The following is a 22,025-nucleotide window of genomic DNA, read 5'->3' as shown; positions in this document are numbered from 1 at the left end:
TTAATCAAGTCTAATTTAGGACAAATTAATAATATGAGCGCTTCTTTGAAGTATTAGATAATAAATAACATAACAAATGGAAGTGCATATTATATGAATGTAAATAGGCTCATCGTTGGAAAAAATCAGTAAATTTATGGGATATAATTCTTATATTAAAAGGCAAATTTAATTATTATAATTTTGTATCTGTTCTATATTAAAAACTTAAAAAAACCTTATATTTAAATTCGTTGAAAGAATAAACTATAAGGTTTTATAAACTGTAAAATAGATGTTTAGCTTAATTTATTAGCTAAATCTTTTAAAAAGATCGTGCAATTTTAACTATAACAATAATATCTGGTTTTTCTTTGCTTTCTGCTAGCTCTTTAGGCAATATTGGCAATTGTTCATGCCAATGTCCCATAAAACGCACATTTTTAAAAGTTGCAGAAAAATACTCTCTTAATGCTCGAGAAAAAGAATCACCAATAACCCATACTTTTTTATCAATAGGTGCTAAAGAGTTAATACAATCTTCATTATTTCCAAAAGATATATGTGTAAAGCCTATATAAGTACATTTAACATCTTGAGGTAAATTAAAAGAAACTTTAAAATTATCATCATTATGAAAGGTTAAATCTTTCTTTTTTAATCCAGCAATATCAGCAATGTCACCATATTTACTATCAATTAATGTAAATTTGACATCAATAAGAGGGATGCCAAGCTCTTTTAAAAAGCCAGTATAGGCAATATAAGCACCTTTTGAATTCCAATGTGAATCAGTGCGATGGTAAATAAAATTTTCATTTTCTTTAGCTGCAACTGATAAATCAGGCTCTGAATCATAAATGATTAAATTTTTATTTTTACGTAATTCAGTAAGAAAGAAGTCTATATACCTTACTTTAGATAAATGAATCTGATCAGGTAAATATTCTGGGTAAATTCTAGCTTTATCTGCACCAATCAATAAGACAACTTTGGTGCCATATTTAGTGGCTTCCTTAGTAATATTGCCAAAAATTTTAGTTGATGCTTTGAGTTGCTTTTCTGTTGGTCTTATTGATAGCGTTAATTTTCTAATAATTTTTTCATTTTTATCGCCTAAAAATAGAAAATCATCTTTTCCCTGAACCCAACGAAGAGAGTTACCCCTATCAATGTTAAATCTTTCGACAAATATTTTGTCTGCAAATTTTGTGTATTTTTGAGTTTCATAAAAACAGAAAATAATTAACACAGGAATAAGGTAATAACAACAAAATGAAAATTTGAAACTCTTCTTATTTTTCCGGCAGGGTGTTTCTATGAAAAAATAACTCAATAAAGATAATATAAAAGTTGTAATAAGGACAGATAAGATTTCAATTGGCGTAGTTAAATCATCGATAATTAAGTACTGTTTCAACAAAGAGATAATTGGCCAATGCCATAAATAAAGCGAGTAAGATATCAGACCAATAAATACAAAAGGGCGATAAGATAACATTTTGAATAAAAGAGTGTCTTTATCAGAAAAGTATAAAATTAAGGCTGAGCCAACAACTGGAATAACCGTTATAAAACTTGGAAAAAGAAAATCATTTGATATAAAGATAATTGAACATACGGTAATAGTAAATCCCATTAATGAAAAGAAATTTTTATAACAAGAATTTCCCTTTAAATTGCCAAGCCAGCTTGAATTGGTATTATTTTCAGTAGAGATAATGCCAACAATAGAGCCAATTAGCAGTTCACCAGCCCGACCGGTAAAGAGCGAATAATAATTTTGGCGGCTAAGATAATAATAATATGGTGAAATTTGCGCTAAGCAAAATGATAAAAAAGCGATCACACCTAAAACAAATAATACTTTATTTTTATTACATTTTATTTTTAGTAAAAAGAGTAAGATAAAAGGCAAAATGATATAGAACTGCTCTTCAACCGCTAAACTCCATGTATGCAGTATTGCCATATTGTCAGCGGAAAGGTCAAAATACCCACCTGTATTTTTGGCAAAAAAAACATTTTCCGCAAAATAAGTTGTAGATTTAACACTTTTCAAAAATATTTCAAATTCGTCTGGCGATAGTATATACCAAGCAAAGAAAGAAGAAGTAAATATCACTACAAAAAATACGGGTAAAATGCGATTAATTCGGCGTTGATAAAAATTTTTGAAAGTAAATTGGCTAGTTTGCATTTCAGTGTAGATTGTTTTTGTAATCAAGAATCCTGAAATAACAAAAAAAATGTCAACACCAATAAATCCACCTGGCAACCAAGCGTTATTTAAATGAAAAATGATGACAGATAAAACAGCTAAAGCTCTTAGTCCATCAATATCAGCTCTGTATTTAATGCTCATAAAAATACAACCATGTGAAAGTAAAATGAAAAAATCAGAAATTAAACAATATAAACTACACTTGTTTAAGTGCTATTTTATTTAAAAATAATTTTCTATAATTTTTTCATGAGGTTAAGTTTTTTATTTAAGGGCTGATCTTATATAGGTTTGTCTTTAAAGTCAATGAAGAGAATTTAGTGTTACTAATATAAGATTGAAAAATTTGAAGCATAAACGATTAAAGTTGCATTCCTATAAATATTAAGAAGCTAATGCTCTTCACCTTTCAGATTAATTTGGTATTAACCGCTTGATGATAATTAAACATAAGAGTTATAAATTTTCTTAATTATTAAACAGATTAGGGAGAAGATTTATGAATTGGTTATCCTACATTAAAGACTATCTTGTTGGGTTATGATATGATCTGTATCAATTTATTAGCAATAAGCAATGGTGATTATGAGTTATCAAGTTTTAGCTCGCAAATGGCGACCAAAATCATTCTCTGAAGTGGTAGGACAACAACATGTTTTAAAAATTCTTTCAAATGCGCTTTCGCTTGGAAGAGTTCATCATGCTTATCTGTTCTCAGGAACCAGAGGTGTAGGAAAAACTTCAATTGCTCGTTTATTAGCAAAAGGATTAAATTGTGAAAGCGGTATAACGGCAACACCATGTGGTACTTGTGATAATTGTCGCGATATCGAATTAGGGCGATTTGTTGATTTACTCGAAATTGACGCAGCTTCACGTACAAAAGTTGAGGATACTCGAGAAATTCTTGATAATATTCAATACTTACCAACTAAAGGGCGCTTTAAAGTTTATTTAATAGACGAAGTTCATATGCTATCGCGTAGCAGCTTCAATGCATTACTTAAAACGCTAGAAGAACCCCCAGAGCATGTTAAGTTTTTGTTAGCAACGACAGATCCGCAAAAATTGCCAATTACTATTTTGTCTCGTTGTTTACACTTACATCTGAATGTATTGGACACTACACTTATTGAACGTCAACTTACTCATGTTCTAACGTTAGAACAAATTGAACATGACCCAAAATCTGTGCATTTATTGGCTAAAGCAGCTAATGGAAGTATGCGTGATGCTTTAAGTTTGACAGATCAAGCCATCGCCCTAGGAAATGGCAAAGTTGATGTAATATCAGTTACCGTTATGTTAGGTACACTAGATAAATCTATACCGTTTTCGATAGTTGAGGCGCTTTATCAAAGTGATGGTAATGCATTAATGCAGCAAATTGAAGCTGCAGCTAGGCAAGGTGCAGATTGGGATAATTTATTAGCAGAGACTATTACATTATTACATCAAATAGCATTATTACAAGTAGTACCAACTGCTTTAGGTGACTATACTGATAACGAAGAACGTATTCGTTATCTAGCACAATATATGGCGCCAAATGATGTTCAATTGTTTTATCAAATTTTGCTAATGGGAAGAAAAGAACTAGCTTTTGCACCAGATAAGAAAATTGGTGTTGAAATGAGCTTTCTTCGAGCTTTGGCTTTTATACCAAAGGCGGTTGATTTAGTTGAGATGCCAACCTCTTCCTCAGTAACAAAAGATGCACAACCACAAAAACAATTGCATACAGCAAAAACAAATGTCGCAACACCAATAAAACAACCAGTTAAAGTTAATATTGGTTCGTCTACAATAAAGGATGAATTGCTTTATCAAGTACCTCAACCAATGGAGTCCGGTACAACTGACAAACAACAGCATCAAGCAAAACAAAAAAATGTGCTGAATGTTGATTCAAATGAAGAAAAACAAGAGCTGCAAGCGCCAGATGATGTTTCATCTATAACTAAAAGTATTTTAGAAATGCGTATGCAATTGATAAAAGAGGAACAAAATCCAAAAAAGCCTGAATCGGTTGAGCAAACTCAACCACAACCACAACCACAACATCTTAATGTAAGCGAATCACTAAGCCAGAAAAATGGCATCTCAAAAGTTATAGATAATGTCAATAAACTTGATAATATTCAACATAATAATGAAGAGGAAATTACAGCTGAGAACTATCAATGGCAATCTCGTGGTTTAGTTGAAGTTAAAGATGATTTACTTATTAATACTAAAACATTTCGTGAGTCGCTAAATGGTGATAAAACCCCTGAAATGTTAAAAAAATTAATTGATGAAATGGCAAAAAAAGATGCATGGTGCGCTGAAATTGAGCAGTTAGACTTACCACCATTAATTAAGCAGATCGTCATTAACTCATTTATTGAGCAAATAGATAGTAATAATATTGTTTTACATACGCGATCATCTGTAAAACACCTAATTAATTCAGTAAATAATGTTGCTAAAGTTGAAAAAGCATTAGCCAAGTATCGACAATGTACATTAAATGTGAAAATTATTATAGATGATAACCAAACGAATAAAACCCCTTTAGAAATGCGTGAAGACTTATACCAACAAAAAGTATTCCAAGCAAAAGCCACAATAAATAGCGATCCAAAAGTAGCACTGATTTGTCAATATTTTGAAGCCAAGATTGATGAAGCTAGTATTCGTCCTGTATAATTATGGGCTAAATATATTTAATAATGAGGAAGAATTATGTTTTCAGGTGGTAAAGGTGGTTTGGGCAATTTAATGAAACAAGCTCAACAAATGCAAGCAAAAATGCAACAAGCTCAAGAAGAAATTGCTAAATTAGAAGTTACTGGCGAATCAGGTGCAGGTTTAGTTAAAGTTACTATAAATGGGGCTCATAACTGTAAACGTGTTGAAATTGATCCTTCTTTAGTTTCCGAAGATGATAAAGAAATGTTAGAAGATCTTATTGCAGCAGCCTTTAATGATGCTACTCGCCGTTTAGACGAATCACAAAAAGAAAAAATGGCACAAGTAACTGGTGGAATGCAATTACCACCAGGTTTTAAAATGCCATTTTAATTATCAATTATTTAAAATATGTTAATGTTTTAAATAGGGCGTCGACTCTATTATTAATTGAAAAAGAGCGGAAATTCAAAAGAGCTTAATTTTCGCTTATTAATTCAAGGTTATTTCCCAATAAAAATAAAATCATTTACTACTTTTCCTTATTGTAAGTAATAACATTCCACTTTTTTGAATATATTACATAAATCATAGATCTCAATTTTAGCTCAACATTTTGACTGTCTATTTATACAGTTTTTCTTTATTATTTTTATTCTATCAGGTAAACTAACTAATATTAGTTTTAATGTAAATTGTCAATTAGCATCATCAAAAATTCAACTTTTATGCTGCTATGTCATAATGACATTTGAATTTAAATTATTATTGGCGATTTTTGAAAGCAACATAAATTGTACTGAGGATACATTGTGATAGGTCGTTTACGCGGAACAATTATAGAAAAGCAACCCCCTAAAGTACTGATTGAAGTCGGAGGAGTAGGTTATAATGTTTTTATGCCTATGACTTGTTTTTATGAGTTACCTAATAATGGTCAAGAAGTAATGGTATTAACTCATTTTATTGTTCGTGAAGATGCACAGCTATTATATGGTTTTAATCATGAACAAGAACGTGAATTGTTTCGTGAATTGATAAAAGTGAATGGTGTTGGTCCCAAATTAGCTTTAGCTATTTTATCAGGAATGTCTGCTCAACAATTTATTAATGCCGTAGAACAAAGTGAAATAAAAACACTCGTTAAATTACCTGGGGTTGGTACAAAAACCGCAGAACGATTAATTGTTGAGATGAAAGATCGGGTCAAACGTTTAGGTGAAGAGTTATCTGCCACTAATATGATCATTGAGACAGGCGAACACAAAAAATCATCCAACCAAATTGAAAGTGAAGCAATTTCGGCATTAATCGCATTAGGTTATAAGCCACAAGAAGCTAGCCGTATCATTAGTAAAGTCATCAGTCATGATATGGATTGTGAAACACTCATTCGTGAAGCATTAAAATCGGCGTTATAAAATAAGGATTAAGTATGATTGAAGCGGATCGTTTGATTGCACCACAAGTTCAAAAAGAAGAAGAATCGCTAGATCGTGCGATTCGTCCTAAATATTTGGATGAATATATTGGCCAACCTCAAGTGCGAGAGCAAATGAAAATCTTCATTCAAGCAGCAAAACAACGTAAAGATGCACTTGACCATGTATTAATTTTTGGACCTCCAGGATTGGGTAAAACCACTTTAGCTAATATAGTTGCCAACGAAATGAACGTTAATTTACGCACTACTTCAGGCCCTGTACTTGAAAAAGCCGGTGATTTAGCTGCTATGTTAACAAATCTCGAACCAAATGATGTGCTTTTTATTGATGAGATTCACCGACTTTCCCCAGTTGTAGAAGAAATTTTATATCCAGCTATGGAAGATTATCAATTAGATATTATGATTGGCGAGGGGCCAGCTGCACGTTCGATTAAAATAGATCTTCCACCGTTTACGTTAATTGGAGCTACAACAAGAGCAGGTTCACTAACCTCGCCACTTAGGGATCGTTTTGGTATTGTGCAACGTCTTGAATTTTATCGAGTTGAAGATTTGGAATATATTGTGAGCCGTAGCGCTAAATTTTTAGGTATGGATTTATCAGATAAAGGCGCACATTTAATTGCTAAACGTTCACGAGGAACCCCTCGAATTGCCAATCGCTTATTACGTCGAGTAAGAGATTATGCGGATGTTAAATCAAAGGGAATCATTGATGAGAAAATAGCAATGCTAGCACTTGATATGCTTGATGTTGATAATGAAGGTTTTGACTACATGGATCGCAAATTATTACTTGCAATTATTGAAAAATTTATGGGTGGTCCTGTTGGTTTAGATAATATTGCTGCAGCTATTGGTGAAGAACGTGAAACAATAGAAGACGTGCTTGAACCATTTTTAATTCAACAAGGTTATATTCAAAGAACCCCTCGAGGTAGAATTGCAACGCCACATGCCTACCGTCATTTTGGGATTATTCAAGACAATTAATTATAAATAAGAACACATAAATATAAAAAGCGTAATGATTATGTTATTACGCTTTTTGCTCTCAAATTAGAGTTAATCTAATTCCTTTCCTGTAAAAACCCTACTAAATAAATCAGTACTTAAATAACGTTCACCAGAAGATGGTAAAATAACTACAATCATTTTATTAGCATTTTCGGGTAATTTTGCTAAGCGATGGGCTGCAAAAACGGCTGCACCAGACGAGATTCCTGCTAATATGCCTTCTTTTTCCATTAATTCACGAGCTGTTTCGATAGCCTCTTCGTCCGATATCCTTTCAACCCGATCAATTAAACTTAAATCAAGATTTGCAGGAATAAAACCAGCTCCAATACCTTGAATCTTATGCGGACCTGGTTTAATCGGCTTGCCTGTTAGCGCTTGGGTAATTACTGGTGAATTGGTTGGCTCAACAGCAACTGCAGTTATAGCCTTACCCTGCACATTTTTAATATAACGTGTAACGCCAGTAAATGTGCCGCCCGTTCCTACGCCTGCGATAAAAATATCGATTTGACCATCGGTGTCTTGCCATATTTCCGGACCGGTTGTTTTTTCGTGTATTTCAGGATTGGCTGGATTACTAAATTGTTGCAGCATGATGTTTTTTTTAGGATTGCTTGCAACAATTTCTTCGGCTTTTTCAATAGCACCTTTCATGCCCTTTGCTGCTTCGGTTAATACAAGGTTAGCGCCAAGTGCTTTAAGGAGTTTTCTACGTTCTATACTCATACTTTCTGGCATAGCTAAAGTTAATTTATAACCTCGAGCTGCGGCAACGGCCGCAAGCGCAATACCTGTATTGCCGCTTGTTGGCTCGATTAATTTGACATTTGATGTTAACAAACCACGTTTTTCGGCGTCCCAAATCATGTTTGATGCAATACGACATTTCACACTAAAACTTGGATTACGCGATTCAATTTTAGCTAAGATATTACCACGACCAAAATGTTTTAAGCGAACAAGTGGAGTATGGCCGATAGTTTGTGAGTTATCATCAAATATTATACTCATAAAAGAATCCTTAATAAGTGGCTTTAAATAGGGTAGCACAGAGTTATGATAGCTAATAATACTAACATTATAAATATAACCCAAAAAGATGATACTAACTAATACTTATAATATTCATTTAAGAGATAAAAATTAATTTTTTAAATACCAAAAAATAAATGAAAAAAAGTAGCCGTGAATTTTACAGATTAATGTCTTATTACGAGATTAACTGGCTTAAATAGATTAAAATGCTATATTAATTCAAAAACATCATTGCCTTCGATAAATATATAAAATATGTTTTAAATATTTAAAAAGGAACCATCAAAAGTGAAAGAAAATTATAAATATACAACATTTGCATTTTTGATTAGTCACATTCAAAAACAGATTTAGACCGTAATATTTTAAAAAGCTAAATACTAATATCACTTTCTATTTCTAATTCAATTTTTCTTATTGCTTGCTCACAACGGTAAATTCGGTTATCAAGTGAAGCAATTTTAACAGGATCGGTAAATTCAGGAGAAAGTTCCAATTCAAATTTCATTTCTTGTAATCGTCGTAAATAATCTAAATGACGTGAATGTTTTTCATAAAGTGTTTCTTTTATAAAGGAATCTTGTTCTTTTTTACGCAATTGATGAGTTGCTAATTCACGGGTTAAAGCAGTAATTTGATTAACTAATGTTTCGGATAAAAAAGTAATCTGCTCAATTTTTTGTGACATTACATGATGAACTAAAGATAGATAAGTTTGCTTAATTTTTTCAAGATAGAACGCATTATCAGTAACTATTTTACTCGTATGAAATAAATGCTCATCAAAATAATGTTCTTGATATTGCTTTTGTTCTGATAAAGTAATTTGTTGTTCAAGCATATCAATTTGTGTTTTAAGTCGATTTAATAAATTTGGCATTATTTTTAATCTTATGAATTAAGTGATGTATTGTCATCTTCACCAAAATAACTTCCCAAATGAATTTTGGATAGATTAATGAGTTTCATAAATGCTTCAAAAGTTAGTTTATCAGCAGTATTTTTATTCTTAACTAATATCTTTCTTTCAATAAGTTTTAGTTCAATACGATTATAGCAATCGACTAAATTAAGTGGTAAAGGCGAATGTGCACGTTTACCAAGCCAAAAAATACCTTGCAAGGGTAGGCTTATGGAAAATAATATTGTAATTACTGTAACAGCTAATTGTGCAGGTAAATAGTATTGCCATACTAATAAACCAATAATAATAGGTGGTAAATATTTTTTTGCGGTTTTTATGTAGTTAATGATTTTTAATTCCGGAAACGAATAAATGAGCTCTTTATCTTTAGGGCAAAGCTGCATATACCGTTGTCCAAGCTTAAAAGTATTAACTAAATTCATATGTAGGGGATTCCTCGACATTCACTTGTTATTGTCTTAAAATAACGCCATCCAAATTGGAGACTCTTTTTATTTTATCTTAAAATATAAGATATCAGAAGTCACCTTCGTGTAATCACATCGATTTAAATCATGTGTTGAGTTACCAATTTTGATTGGTATATATCTTTTTTATTCAAATTATAGGAATTACTATGTCATCAAGTAATAACGCTCTTGTTCTTAATTGCGGAAGCTCATCATTAAAATTTGCCATTATAAACCCTGAAAACGGTGATGAATTTCTTTCTGGATTAGCCGAATGTTTTAACCTTCCTGATGCACGTATTAAGTGGAAACTTGACGGTGTTAAAGGTGAAGCATCTTTAGGTGCAGGCGCTGCACATAGTGAAGCAATTAAATTTATTGTTGATAGTATCTTCCCACAAAAACCAGAATTATTAGATAGTATTAAGTCTATTGGACACCGAATTGTTCATGGTGGCGAAAAATACACTCAATCAGTTGTAATTGATGATTCAGTATTAAAAGGTATTGAAGATGCAGCAGCATTCGCACCTTTACATAACCCAGCGCATTTAATTGGTATTCGTGAAGCGTTTGCTGCATTTCCACATTTAAAAACTAAAAATGTTGCTGTTTTTGATACTGCATTCCATACAACAATGCCAAAAGAAGCTTATTTATATGCTATTCCAAACGAATTATACACAAAACATGGTATTCGTCGTTATGGTGCACATGGCACTAGCCATTATTACGTTAGCCGTGAAGCTGCAAGATTATTAAATAAACCAGTTGAAGAAACTAATGTTATTACTTGTCATTTAGGTAATGGTGCATCAATTACAGCTGTTAAAAATGGTGAATGTGTTGAAACTTCAATGGGATTAACGCCACTTGAAGGTTTAGTGATGGGAACACGTAGTGGTGATATCGATCCTGCTATTATGTTCTTCTTACATGACAATTTAAAAATGTCTGTTGGTGATATTAATAATCTTTTAAATAAAAAATCGGGTTTATTAGGTTTAACAGGGGTAAGCAGCGATTGCCGTTATGTCACTGATAATTATGAAACAGATGAAAATGCTAAAAATGCGTTAGATGTTTTTGTTCATCGTTTAGTGAAATATATCGGTGGTTATGCAATGTTATTAGATGGACGTTTAGATGCCATTATCTTTACCGGTGGTATTGGTGAAAACTCTGAAGAAGTTCGTCGTATGGCATTACAAAAATTAAGTATTCTTGGTTTTGAACTTGATCAAGAACGTAACCTTGCTGCACGTTTCGGTCAAGGTGGAACAATTACTAAAGATGGCTCAGCAATTGCAATGGTGATTCCTACCAATGAAGAACTCGTTATTGCTCAAGATGCTGCACGCTTAACTGCTTAAAAAACAATTAAAACCGCCTAATGGCGGTTTGTTTTTATTTAATAAAGAATTAAGAGGAAATTAATTATGTCTCGTACAATTATGCTCATTCCAACTGGTACCAATGTGGGGTTAACAGGTGTGAGTCTTGGTGTTATTCGAGCTATGGAGCGTCAAGGTATAAACTTAAATGTATTTAAGCCAGTTGCACAACCAAGAGCCGGAGGGGATGCACCAGACAACACAACAACCTTAGTGAGCAATAACACATCAATTCCAACGCTTAAACCACTAAAAATGAGCCATGTTGAAAACCTATTAGGGCTAAATCAACAAGACGTATTAATGGAAGAAATCGTGGCGCTGTATGCTGAAAACACCAAAGGTGCAGATGTTGTTTTAGTTGAAGGTATTGTGCCAACTTCGGATTACCCTTTTGCAAATGAACTCAATAATAACATTGCTAAAACACTGGGTGCTGAAATTATTTTTGTTGTTAACATGGGGAAAGATACACCAGAACAACTCAAAGATCGTATTGAAATTGCACGTTCTAACTTTGGTGGTATCAAAAATGAAAAAATTGTGGGTATGATTGTAAACAAAGTTAACGCCCCAGTTGAAGAACAAAACCTTGCTCGCCCGGATGTTGCCGAAATTTATCATACCCCTAAATTCGATGATAAAAAAATCACTATCGAGGATTTAAATAAACATAGTCCATTGCCAGTTCTGGGGTGTATTCCTTGGAATATGGATTTAAGTGCTTGCCGTTCTATTGACATTGCAAAACATTTTGGTGCAAAAATTATTAATGAAGGTGACATAAAAAACCGCCGCATCAAACATATATCTTTCTGTTCTCGTAGTGTGCCAAATATCATTAGTCATCTTCAACCAAATGCATTATTAGTGACGTCTGCTGATCGTGCTGATGTATTAGTGACTATCAGTTTAGCAGCCATGAATGGTATGGCAATTGGTGGTGTGCTTTTAACTGGTGGCTATGAAATCGATGAAAAAATCGCAAAATTATGTCAACCAGCTTTTGATACAGGCTTACCGGTATTTACCGTGCAAACAAATACTTTCCAAACTTCTATTAATTTACAGCAATTCAATTTAGAAATTCCTGTTGATGATAAAGAGCGTATGGAAAATACCCAAAATTATGTCGCTGATCATATTGATATTAATTGGGTGAAATCATTAAATGAAGTTGTAGCTTCTGCTCGTCGCTTGTCTCCTCCTGCATTCCGTTATCAATTAACTGAACTTGCACGTAATGCGAAAAAAGTAGTGGTATTACCAGAAGGTGACGAACCAAGAACAGTTAAAGCAGCAGCAATTTGTGCTGAACGTAACATTGCAAAATGTGTACTAATTGGTAATCCTGATGAAGTACGTAAAGTAGCTGCTTCACAAGGTGTAACTTTAGGCTCTGGTGTTGAAATTGTCGATCCTGAAAATATCCGTGAAAAATATGTTCCTCGTCTAGTTGAATTACGTAAAAACAAAGGTATGACCGAAGTGATTGCTCGTGAGCAATTAGCTGATAATGTGGTACTTGGTACAATGATGCTTGAAGCTAATGAAGTTGATGGCTTAGTATCAGGTGCTGTACATACAACTGCTAATACTATACGTCCACCATTGCAACTAATTAAAACTGCGCCGGGTAGTTCACTTGTTTCATCGGTATTTTTTATGTTAATGCCTGATCAAGTTTATATTTATGGTGACTGTGCGATCAACCCAGATCCAACGGCACAAGAACTGGCAGAAATTGCAATTCAATCAGCTGATACCGCCATTGCTTTTGGTATTGAGCCACGTGTTGCTATGATCTCTTATTCAACAGGTAGTTCAGGTCAAGGTGCTGATGTTGAAAAAGTTAAAGAAGCAACTCGTATTGCTCAAGAAAAACGCCCAGATTTAATGATCGATGGTCCATTACAATATGATGCAGCGGTAATGCCTGATGTAGCAAAATCGAAAGCACCAAATTCGCAAGTTGCAGGTAAAGCGACTGTATTTATCTTCCCTGATCTTAATACCGGTAATACAACTTATAAAGCAGTACAACGCTCAGCGGATCTTGTTTCAATTGGTCCAATGCTACAAGGTATGCGTAAACCCGTTAATGACTTATCTCGAGGTGCATTAGTTGATGATATTGTCTACACGATTGCTTTAACAGCAATTCAATCTGCACAAGAGCAAAATGCTAATAATTAATTTTGTCTAATATCAATAAGGGGGAGTAAAATCCCTCCTTTTTCAATGTAGACTTACCTAACACATTATTCAAATCCGAAATAGCTAAAAAACTCTCGATTTTAAACTCAATAAATAAAGTAACCATTCTATTTTCAAATCAATTAGTTAATAAATTAACGCTTCTTTAAATTTAATTATATATTATTCAAATAGTTATATTTAATTTTATTGAGCCTATCAAAAAAAGGGCATTTTAAAAATATTCTTTTGAATATTTTATTGGCAATGTACTTTTATATTTCAATAAAATAACCAGTTAATCAAGAAATGTAAAATCTTATTAATAAAAAAACATAATTTGATGAAATTTTGTTAATTAAGTAATATAATTGTTAATTATTTTTAATAAAGGTAAAAGTGTATGGGCGATTTTAATCAAACAGGTGATAGAATCATTGCACCAAGTATATATCCTGAGACGCTATGGAGTGAAGCTGAGGTATTAGGCGCCATGATTTGGTTATGGAATCAAAATCCAGATTATAAAAAAGCCGCACTTGATTCAGCTCTAGACGTTTTACAACCCATAATTCGCTCTAAAAACTTTGCGTTAATTGTTCATAATAATAAGCCTTTAGGTTACATGAATTGGGCTTATTTTAATCGCCAAGAAGAGCAACAATACCTCAATAAAGAACTGCCTTATACCCAGTTTGTTCATTGCAATCAATTAAATAAATCCAAACGACTATGGATACTCTCCTTTTACTGTCCGTTTGGATTACGTGATGTCTTTTTAACGAAATCAATCTGTAAAAAAGTACTAAAAAATAATCTTTGTTATTTCGGCTATCACAAATCTAAAAATAAGACAGTCATTAAAAAAGTTCAATGTTGAGTTTTCCAAATTAATTATGATTTATAACTAATTAGTTTTTATGTGATTGTTTTCATTGTGTAAAAATAAATATGTGATATCGCTAAGTTTTATCACTCATTAAAGGTAATAATTATGAATAAAGTCTACCAAACAAAATTTAATATTGTTACTGGTATTACAATAGCATGTTCTGAATTAGTTCGCAGAGCTTGTAAATCAACGACCACATTTACATGCCTCGTTACTTCAGCTTTAATGATTCCAACTTCTGCATTTGCTTTAGATTGTACAGCAAATGCTGATGGTTCATATTTAGTAGGTCAAAACAGTCCTAGCTGTAATAATATTAAAGTCGCTACCGTAACTCAATCTGGTAATGCTAGTTTTTATATCCTAACAAGAAGTAAACTACATGAAAAACTTAATGTCGGGGATACAGTTTTAACTGCAAATGTTAATGGAGATTATACTGGATTAGCGAATCAATATGCTAGCGGTGGTTCTGGAAGTTCAATTAACGCAGGTGACTTAAATTTTACTATTGTAAATAATGGTAACTCTATTGGGCTTGCAACATATCATAATGTTGATATAACGGCCAAAAATGTCGAATTAAATGTAACGAACGATTATACTCGAGGTAGTAATTTAAGTGGTAATATTGCATCTTATAGCCTATTGGCAGGTTCGGCTGTAAATTCCGGAGAAATAAACACTTATAACGGAAAATACAGTACAATTACTGTCGATAAATTAAAAATTAATCAAGCAGTAAAAGGCGGCAAAACCCAACCAATTTTAAATAATGGTATTCGAGCTATTCAAGGTGCTTACGATAACTCAGGTAATGGTTCAGCCGGTCAAGTTATAATCAATGATAATTTAGATATGACATTGACAGGGAATCGTTCTATTGGGATTTACATCTCAGGTAACCCTACTAATCATGATACAGCCGATAAAGTTGGTGCGGATGGTCAATTGACGCCCAAAGTAATATTAAAAGGTGAAAAAAATACAATTACCATAAATAAAAGCAGCGAAAAATCGACATTAAAATGGGATAGCTCTGCAATAAAATTAGGAAAAACACGTAACACTGGTGAAGGTGCGGGTATTTTAGAGTCGTATGGAGAATTGACGATTGATACAACCAATGCTCTAGAGGGTAGTGGTATCAAAATGGTCCGCAATTCATTGATAAAAGCGGATTATGAAAATAGTTCAACTATTATCAAAACAGGAGGTTATGCACTTGAAATTGGTACACATGACGATGCCACTTTAGGCGGACAGCTTGAACAGGCCGCATCGCATGGTGTGAAAGCTAGTTTTAAAAATGCAATATTCACAACAACTGGTACCAGTGCAGATCCTGTAGTAAATGGTTCTATAGGTCGTAAAGATTTAATATTTGTCGATCAAGGGCAAGTTGATACGGTTTTATCCTTTACTGGTGACAAAACAAATCTTACTGCAAATGATGCAGGCTATATTATTAACGTAAGTGGTAATTACACTGCACCTAATTATCAATTCTTTTCTAACACTTATGATTCTAATGGAGCTGAACTTGGGCACGATGCATATCAAGGATCATCAGTCACATTTAATGCTTCGGGTAAAGGTAGCATGACTGGATTAGTCTATAAAGGTTTAGTAAAAGTCGAAGAAGGTGAGGTTTTAGATACCAATGTAAATACTGTACTTAATATTAATTTAAATGATAATTTTACATGGAATTTGAAACCAAATGATACAAACAACATAGCAAAATTTGATAAGGTTGAGCTGAACAATGGCGCAACAATTAATGGTGCTTTTGATGATGCAGGTGGCAATGAATTTATATTACAAGGGGATGTCATAAATAATGGCGGTATTATTAACTTGGATAACCATTCACATGGAAAATATAATGACATTTTAACTATTGATGGTAATTATAGCGCTTCTGGCAATGCAATAATTAAAATAAATACGCTGTGGAATAACCCAAGTGTAATGTATAGCACTAATTCGCAATCAGATATGTTAAAAATTACAGGTACGGCAATTGGAGTAACAAAAGTTATTCCGGTAAATTCGGCTGGAAAAGAAAATATTATTGACGGAAATATTCAGCAAATCACAAGTATCATTAATTCAGTGCCAGTAATTTATGTTGGGGAAAGTAGCAATGAGCAAGCTTTTCAAGGCGTTGCACACACTAGTGGTGCAACTGAGGTACAATTAGCAAAACGTACAACTGCAAATGGAGATGAATATTACTGGACAATGGAATCAGGCAATCCAACACCATTAATCCCTATAATACCACCTGAGCTACCGACATCACCAACATCACCAATATTTCCAATGCCGATAGTGCCATTAACACCACAAATTGATCTGGCTGAGCCTAAACCGATTTTATCAAGTCCAGTTGCTGGTTATGTTGCTATGCCAAGAGTCAATCAAGAACAAGGACTTTTAAGCATTGGAACATTACATGAACGCCGTGGACAAGATATAAAATTTGATTCTGTCAATTATAATAGCAATGAATACGCAGGAGAAACATGGGGAAGAATATTAGGCAAACACCTTAAACAAAATGGGAAAGATCGCTTAAATTATGATACAGATATATATGGAATCCAATTTGGGCATGACTTAATTAACGAAGTTTACGAAAATGGAGGTCATAATCATGTTGGTATGTATTTAGCCTATAGTAAGGCTTATACTGATTTTTCTGACAAATATCGAGCTGAAAACGGAAGACTTTCTCATAATAAACGGACAGGTAAAGGTAAATCAGAGTCAGTAAACTTAGGATTAACCAATACTTATTTTTCTACCGATAACAGCTATCTTGACTTAGTGGGGCAATTTTCCTACTTACGTAACAAATATGAAGCTAGAAATGGGAATAATCCTCATTCCCAAAATGGTTGGGGTATTGCTATCTCTGCCGAAGCAGGGCATGCTTTTACAATAAACCAAACGGATTTAAATCAAAATTATTGGTTAATTGAGCCTCAAGTTCAAATGGTGTATCAATATGTTGACTTAGATAGCTTTAAAGATAAATACAGAAAAGTGGATCAAAATGGTCAAGATCTACTTAGGGGGCGAATAGGGGTTCGGCTCGCTTATAATCAAAGCAAAGATCATCAAACAACAACACTTTATGCTATAGGTAATATTTGGCATGATTTTATCAAACCCAATGAGGCTGATATTGGTCGAGATAGTTTACGTGAAAAATATGCTAACACATGGGGTGAATTAGGGCTTGGAATCAAAGCTCCATTAGGTCAAAATATGTACTTATACGGCGATACTCGCTATGAACACGATTTTGGTAGTGCTAAACGTCAAGGTTATAGAGGAAATCTTGGTATAGAACATAAATGGTAATTCTGAATTAAAAATTTAAATCACGATTTAGTTTCAAATTGTTATCAATATTATACGTACGTAATGGCTTGTTAGGCATTGCGTACGTTTTTTATTCAGCATAGTTTCATTTGCTTTATTCAATTCTTTTGGGGTTAATTGAATGAATTTTGCTCGACTATCTTTAATTGAGCAAGAGCATTTTATATAACTTTTTTCTAAATTCTCTAATATTTGGGAAATTGTCATCACATCGATATTTGTTTTATTTGATACAATAACTTGTGTTATTTCACCTGATCGCTGTGATAGATAAGCAAGCGTTGCACGCACTATAAATTGCGGATGAGTGATAGACTGTTTTTTTAAGCAATTTTTGATATTCGTATTCCAGAACGAATAGTTTTCATAAAAACAAAACCAATAGATTCAGAATCAGTTTGGAATTGAGTTAAAAACTTATCGTCCTTTGTCATAATTTACCCTTCAACTAAACTATTTAATTTGTAAGCTTTATTAATAATATCATCTGAAATCTGTTTTATAAAATCATAGAATGCTTTCGTATCCATTTTTAGATCTGGTTTTAGAGAAATTTCTAATTTTAATGCATATTGATTATGTGATATTTCCATAATTTAATGTGAGAAAAACAGTAAACCTATTTCAGGCATATCAAATTATTCTGTAAATTCTTGCTTATCAATAATCTTTGATAAAGTCACTTCCATTTCTGGTATATTTTGTAATTTGAAAATACCTTTAGCCCCTGTTTTTAAGTCACCAAATATACGAAAGTCTTCAAGATCAGTTTCCCATAATTTTCTTAAATTAAGATCAGTATAATATTGCAAATTGAATTGGTTTAGCCTTTGTTGGTAATATGAAACAAATTGAAATGGTATTCATGGGTCTCCTTTTAATAAGTTTACTTATTAATTAAGTAAAGAGAATTCAATTCTTTGATTTATTGACTTATTACAAGGTTAATTTGATGACCATGATATTGAATTTTGTAATAAGATGATTTCAAAATTATTAATAATATAAATATTTATCAATGTTTTTAATTAATGATCTCAATTTAATCGGTAAATGATACAATAGCATCCCAATTTTGTAATAGTTCATAGTTTAGGAATAAAATTGATGAAAAAAGACATCCACCAGCAACGTATTTTAATTCTTGATTTTGGTTCACAAGTTACTCAATTAATTGCTCGTAGAATTCGCGAAATCGGCGTGTATTGTGAACTTTGGCCGTGGGATGTATCAGAAGAAAAAATCAAACAATTTAATCCTAAAGGTATCATTTTATCAGGTAGTCCTGAAAGCACGACTGAACTAAACAGCCCACGAGCACCCGAATATGTCTTCAACGCAGGTGTGCCTGTATTAGGGATCTGTTATGGCATGCAAACTATGGCAATTCAAGTTGGTAAGGGCGGTCAAGTGACTGGATCTAACCAACGTGAATTTGGTTATGCTAAAGTGGATCTTGTTGGATCATCAAAATTAACTGATGGTATTTTTGATAGCGCAAGTGAACAAGGCGTTAATCAACTTGATGTTTGGATGAGCCACGGTGATAAAGTAACAGCATTGCCTGATAGTTTCACACTGATTGGGCGTACTGAAACTTGCCCATTTGCTATTATGGCTAATGACGAAAAACAATTTTATGGCGTTCAATTTCATCCAGAAGTAACTCATACTGTAAAAGGTTTCGAGTTATTGCAACGTTTTGTGATTGATATTTGTCACTGTGAAAAGCTCTGGACACCATCTTCAATTATTACCGATGCTATTGCTCGAATTAAAGAACAGGTTGGCAATGACAAAGTATTACTTGGCTTATCAGGAGGGGTTGATTCTTCTGTTACAGCATTGTTATTACACCAAGCTATCGGAGATCAATTAACTTGTGTATTTGTTGATCATGGTTTGTTACGCTTGAACGAAGCTCAACAAGTTATGGATATGTTTGGTAATAAATTTGGCTTAAATATCATAGCTGTAAATGCTGAAGAGCGCTTTTTAGCTGCACTAAAAGGTGAAGCAGATCCTGAAGCAAAACGTAAAATTATTGGGCGTGAATTTGTTGCTGTATTTGATGAAGAGGCGGCAAAATTAAAAGATGTAAAATGGTTAGCTCAAGGTACTATCTATCCTGATGTCATTGAATCGGCAGCAGCTGACACAGGTAAGGCACATGTGATTAAATCACACCATAATGTAGGCGGATTACCCGAAAATATGAAAATGGGCTTGGTTGAGCCACTGCGTGAACTGTTTAAAGACGAAGTACGCAAAGTCGGTTTAGAACTTGGCTTACCTTACGACATGCTTTATCGCCATCCATTCCCTGGTCCCGGCTTAGGTGTTCGAATACTTGGTGAAGTAAAAAAAGAGTATTGCGACTTACTACGTAGAGCCGATGCTATCTTCATTGAAGAGCTTTACAAAGCCGAGCTATATCACAAAGTCAGCCAAGCCTTTACCGTATTCTTGCCTGTACGCTCAGTTGGAGTCATGGGGGATGGTCGAAAATATGATTGGGTTGTTTCACTGCGAGCTGTTGAAACGGTTGACTTTATGACTGCTCATTGGGCTCACTTACCATATGAATTTCTTGGTCGAGTTTCTAATCGCATTATTAATGAAGTTAACGGCATATCCCGTGTTGTGTATGATATAAGCGGAAAACCGCCAGCAACCATTGAGTGGGAATAAAAGCACTAACAACGAAATAAATTATTAACATTTATTAAAGCCGGTGGTATCACAGTATCGCTGGTTTTAGATCTTCCTGCAATGATTAACGTTATAACTCCTTTAACAAATGATAATTTTATTGTTGTTTGTGTATCAAATAAATTTGCTTGATTATTAATTCCGTTGAAAATCATTCAATATTTGATTTTCTTTTCATAGTGATAAAAACAGAACTTGGCAAAACGCACCAAAAAGTCAATTAATTTACGATTACGAAATCCATCATACCCAATAATAATAAAGTCGAATTTCTACAACAAAATGGTTGATTAATTACTCAAAAAAAGTTATTTTAACGACTTTTTAAACATTAACTGTTAATGGATTTACATTCACTAACATTGATTGTTTACGCATCAAAAATAAATAATATTTAGAATTTGGATATTGCATTAGTAAGGAATATAAATGTCTTTTTCGGGTTTAATTTCAACTGGGTTAGATGCTCTTTCTTCAGCAGTACCTCATAATCGTTACTCCCTTAAATTGAATGAACTGAATATAACCGAATCAATTTCAGTTGATGCTGTTGCCATTGATGAACAGTTAAACCAACCTTGGCGTTATATTATCACCTTTACCAGTTGCAACCCTAACCGTGAGTTAATCACACAATGGCAAGAAAGTGATTTAGCCTTTATTCAACGACTATTGGCTGATGTTGGCATCAGCCTAGCGATCTGGATGTTCATGGTTGTGTAGAAAAGGGTAAATAATGATTTTTGAATTAAATAATACCAACAACTTATTTAAATACCGTTACTTATTGGTTGATAACATCGTCGTCCTTAACCCAGTTGAACCATTATCAAAAGAAGAGTTAATAGATCTATTTGGTGAAGACCCCCCATTTGGCGAAAAAAAACTCACGCAAGTTTTACGTTCGGATTTAGATTATACAGAACAAAAACGGCTCCCCCTTGATAACAAGGTGATTATGCAAGCAACACAACTGGTTGAACAAGCTTATCAATTAGGCTTAACTGACGCTAACGATATTCAATTTTGGGTATTAAATGGCTTAAGGTACCAAACTGCATTTACTCAGCATCCTAACGTGCTTGAACAAATAGCCAAAGCGCAAAAAGAGCCGAGCACATTCTCAAAACACGTTATTAACGCCCAGATTCACCTTGAAATCTCATCACTTTCGATTAACGAATAACAAATAAGACAAGCAATAAAGGATGTAAGATGAAGAAAGCAGCAAACCTTGCGTTAGAAAATGTAATCCAAGCATCGGGCGCTTGCCCTGTCTGTGAACGAACTGGGCTACCGGTTTTTTTACTGCGTCAGGCTGTGATAAAAACAACGTCGAGTTTAACAAAAAAAGTCAACGCCACTTATCAAGAGTTAGCCGATTACGCTAAAAACTTAGATTTTAAAAACCGCATGCCAGAAGAGGCATTAGAATATTATAGCTATGTACTGCGTATTTTGCGTAAAGGTTATGTGTATGTGATGCAACAAAAAGGCGACGACATCCATAGCCGAATACTCCATGCGTATGAATGCATTGATGGGGCACTACGTTTAAGAAACTACCATGACCTGCCCAATACCGAGCCAAGACCTTTATCAAAAGCGTGTAACAAAGCTTGCCATTCTATTCCGGCATCGTTCATCAATCTTGATGATAAAAACTTTACGCAAGCTTGGGTG

The 22,025-nt window shown here is 33.5% G+C and carries 18 protein-coding genes; 12 read left to right on the top strand and 6 right to left on the bottom strand.

All coding sequences use genetic code 11. The features are described 5' to 3' along the window. Positions 1-304: 304 nt before the first annotated feature. The gene (locus A9G34_RS09630; RefSeq protein WP_065569577.1) at positions 305-2,344 is read right to left on the bottom strand and encodes an acyltransferase family protein; all 2,040 of its coding nucleotides are present in this window, start codon (positions 2,342-2,344) and stop codon (positions 305-307) included. Between the two features lie 444 nt (positions 2,345-2,788). Here A9G34_RS09630 and dnaX point away from each other — a divergent pair, with 444 nt between their 5' ends. The 4 genes from dnaX (at position 2,789) to ruvB (ending at position 7,316) form a co-directional block, all read left to right on the top strand. Next, entirely contained in the window at positions 2,789-4,894 is a 2,106-nt protein-coding gene (gene dnaX / locus A9G34_RS09625) for a DNA polymerase III subunit gamma/tau (protein ID WP_065569594.1), read from the top strand. 36 nt (positions 4,895-4,930) lie between these two features. Beyond that, on the top strand, positions 4,931-5,269 hold the full coding sequence (locus tag A9G34_RS09620; protein WP_034946353.1) for a YbaB/EbfC family nucleoid-associated protein: 339 nt from the start codon (positions 4,931-4,933) through the stop codon (positions 5,267-5,269). A 419-nt stretch (positions 5,270-5,688) separates the two neighbouring features. Then, positions 5,689-6,297 carry a Holliday junction branch migration protein RuvA gene (ruvA, locus tag A9G34_RS09615; RefSeq protein ID WP_034946350.1) on the top strand — a complete coding sequence of 203 codons (609 nt, stop codon included), beginning with the start codon at positions 5,689-5,691 and terminating at the stop codon, positions 6,295-6,297. 14 nt (positions 6,298-6,311) lie between these two features. Further along, positions 6,312-7,316, top strand: a complete 1,005-nt coding sequence (ruvB, locus tag A9G34_RS09610; RefSeq protein WP_034946348.1) for a Holliday junction branch migration DNA helicase RuvB — start codon at positions 6,312-6,314, stop codon at positions 7,314-7,316. A 72-nt stretch (positions 7,317-7,388) separates the two neighbouring features. Here ruvB and cysK read toward each other — a convergent pair whose 3' ends face one another. The 3 genes from cysK to yfbV form a co-directional block, all read right to left on the bottom strand. Beyond that, positions 7,389-8,354 carry a cysteine synthase A gene (gene cysK / locus A9G34_RS09605; protein ID WP_065569576.1) on the bottom strand — a complete coding sequence of 322 codons (966 nt, stop codon included), beginning with the start codon at positions 8,352-8,354 and terminating at the stop codon, positions 7,389-7,391. 397 nt (positions 8,355-8,751) lie between these two features. Beyond that, complete coding sequence (priC, locus tag A9G34_RS09600) at positions 8,752-9,258, bottom strand: primosomal replication protein PriC (protein WP_065569575.1); 507 nt, start codon at positions 9,256-9,258, stop codon at positions 8,752-8,754. Positions 9,259-9,269: 11 nt separating this feature from the next. Beyond that, positions 9,270-9,725 carry a terminus macrodomain insulation protein YfbV gene (gene yfbV, locus A9G34_RS09595; RefSeq protein ID WP_065569574.1) on the bottom strand — a complete coding sequence of 152 codons (456 nt, stop codon included), beginning with the start codon at positions 9,723-9,725 and terminating at the stop codon, positions 9,270-9,272. A 194-nt stretch (positions 9,726-9,919) separates the two neighbouring features. Here yfbV and A9G34_RS09590 point away from each other — a divergent pair, with 194 nt between their 5' ends. The 4 genes from A9G34_RS09590 to A9G34_RS09575 all read left to right on the top strand — a co-directional run bounded on the left by A9G34_RS09590 (position 9,920) and on the right by A9G34_RS09575 (position 17,609). Next, on the top strand, positions 9,920-11,125 hold the full coding sequence (locus A9G34_RS09590) for an acetate kinase (RefSeq protein WP_034946338.1): 1,206 nt from the start codon (positions 9,920-9,922) through the stop codon (positions 11,123-11,125). Positions 11,126-11,191: 66 nt separating this feature from the next. Then, positions 11,192-13,342, top strand: a complete 2,151-nt coding sequence (gene pta, locus A9G34_RS09585) for a phosphate acetyltransferase (protein WP_065569573.1) — start codon at positions 11,192-11,194, stop codon at positions 13,340-13,342. Between the two features lie 403 nt (positions 13,343-13,745). Beyond that, a complete protein-coding gene (locus A9G34_RS09580) occupies positions 13,746-14,222 on the top strand; it encodes a toxin-activating lysine-acyltransferase (protein WP_065569572.1) in 477 nt (158 codons plus the stop codon). 114 nt (positions 14,223-14,336) lie between these two features. After that, on the top strand, positions 14,337-17,609 hold the full coding sequence (locus A9G34_RS09575) for an autotransporter outer membrane beta-barrel domain-containing protein (RefSeq protein ID WP_065569571.1): 3,273 nt from the start codon (positions 14,337-14,339) through the stop codon (positions 17,607-17,609). Between the two features lie 33 nt (positions 17,610-17,642). Here A9G34_RS09575 and A9G34_RS10910 read toward each other — a convergent pair whose 3' ends face one another. Together A9G34_RS10910 and A9G34_RS10820 are read right to left on the bottom strand one after the other, a co-directional pair. Then, positions 17,643-17,921 carry a hypothetical protein gene (locus tag A9G34_RS10910; protein WP_065569570.1) on the bottom strand — a complete coding sequence of 93 codons (279 nt, stop codon included), beginning with the start codon at positions 17,919-17,921 and terminating at the stop codon, positions 17,643-17,645. A gap of 347 nt (positions 17,922-18,268) precedes the next feature. Beyond that, positions 18,269-18,442, bottom strand: coding sequence for a hypothetical protein (locus tag A9G34_RS10820; RefSeq protein ID WP_176701492.1), 174 nt, complete (start codon positions 18,440-18,442; stop codon positions 18,269-18,271). A gap of 295 nt (positions 18,443-18,737) precedes the next feature. Between A9G34_RS10820 and guaA the strand changes: the two genes are divergently transcribed. The 4 genes from guaA to A9G34_RS09550 all read left to right on the top strand — a co-directional run. Then, positions 18,738-20,321 carry a glutamine-hydrolyzing GMP synthase gene (guaA, locus tag A9G34_RS09565; protein ID WP_065569569.1) on the top strand — a complete coding sequence of 528 codons (1,584 nt, stop codon included), beginning with the start codon at positions 18,738-18,740 and terminating at the stop codon, positions 20,319-20,321. A 450-nt stretch (positions 20,322-20,771) separates the two neighbouring features. Continuing rightward, on the top strand, positions 20,772-21,065 hold the full coding sequence (locus A9G34_RS10905) for a contractile injection system protein, VgrG/Pvc8 family (protein ID WP_034946324.1): 294 nt from the start codon (positions 20,772-20,774) through the stop codon (positions 21,063-21,065). Between the two features lie 13 nt (positions 21,066-21,078). Beyond that, positions 21,079-21,528: a hypothetical protein gene (locus A9G34_RS09555; RefSeq protein ID WP_065569568.1), complete on the top strand. Its 450-nt coding sequence runs from the start codon at positions 21,079-21,081 to the stop codon at positions 21,526-21,528. 29 nt (positions 21,529-21,557) lie between these two features. Further along, positions 21,558-22,025, top strand: a 468-nt coding sequence (locus A9G34_RS09550; RefSeq protein WP_218055721.1) for a toxin VasX, incomplete at its 3' end; no start/stop codon positions are given.

The organism is Gilliamella sp. Choc4-2 (genome assembly GCF_001690355.1).
Taxonomy (GTDB): Bacteria; Pseudomonadota; Gammaproteobacteria; order Enterobacterales; family Orbaceae; genus Gilliamella; species Gilliamella apicola_A.
This window is presented reverse-complemented; position numbering and strand designations above follow the sequence as displayed.

Excerpts from the sequence above, each read along its gene's own strand:
- guaA (WP_065569569.1), top strand. The coding sequence starts at position 18,738 with ATGAAAAAAGACATCCACCAGCAACGTATTTTAATTCTTGATTTTGGT.
- dnaX (WP_065569594.1), top strand. The coding sequence starts at position 2,789 with ATGAGTTATCAAGTTTTAGCTCGCAAATGGCGACCAAAATCATTCTCT.
- pta (WP_065569573.1), top strand. The coding sequence starts at position 11,192 with ATGTCTCGTACAATTATGCTCATTCCAACTGGTACCAATGTGGGGTTA.
- A9G34_RS09555 (WP_065569568.1), top strand. The coding sequence starts at position 21,079 with ATGATTTTTGAATTAAATAATACCAACAACTTATTTAAATACCGTTAC.
- A9G34_RS09580 (WP_065569572.1), top strand. The coding sequence starts at position 13,746 with ATGGGCGATTTTAATCAAACAGGTGATAGAATCATTGCACCAAGTATA.
- A9G34_RS09590 (WP_034946338.1), top strand. The coding sequence starts at position 9,920 with ATGTCATCAAGTAATAACGCTCTTGTTCTTAATTGCGGAAGCTCATCA.
- yfbV (WP_065569574.1), bottom strand. The coding sequence starts at position 9,725 with ATGAATTTAGTTAATACTTTTAAGCTTGGACAACGGTATATGCAGCTT.
- A9G34_RS09575 (WP_065569571.1), top strand. The coding sequence starts at position 14,337 with ATGAATAAAGTCTACCAAACAAAATTTAATATTGTTACTGGTATTACA.
- ruvB (WP_034946348.1), top strand. The coding sequence starts at position 6,312 with ATGATTGAAGCGGATCGTTTGATTGCACCACAAGTTCAAAAAGAAGAA.
- cysK (WP_065569576.1), bottom strand. The coding sequence starts at position 8,354 with ATGAGTATAATATTTGATGATAACTCACAAACTATCGGCCATACTCCA.
- A9G34_RS09620 (WP_034946353.1), top strand. The coding sequence starts at position 4,931 with ATGTTTTCAGGTGGTAAAGGTGGTTTGGGCAATTTAATGAAACAAGCT.
- priC (WP_065569575.1), bottom strand. The coding sequence starts at position 9,258 with ATGCCAAATTTATTAAATCGACTTAAAACACAAATTGATATGCTTGAA.
- A9G34_RS10905 (WP_034946324.1), top strand. The coding sequence starts at position 20,772 with ATGTCTTTTTCGGGTTTAATTTCAACTGGGTTAGATGCTCTTTCTTCA.
- A9G34_RS09630 (WP_065569577.1), bottom strand. The coding sequence starts at position 2,344 with ATGAGCATTAAATACAGAGCTGATATTGATGGACTAAGAGCTTTAGCT.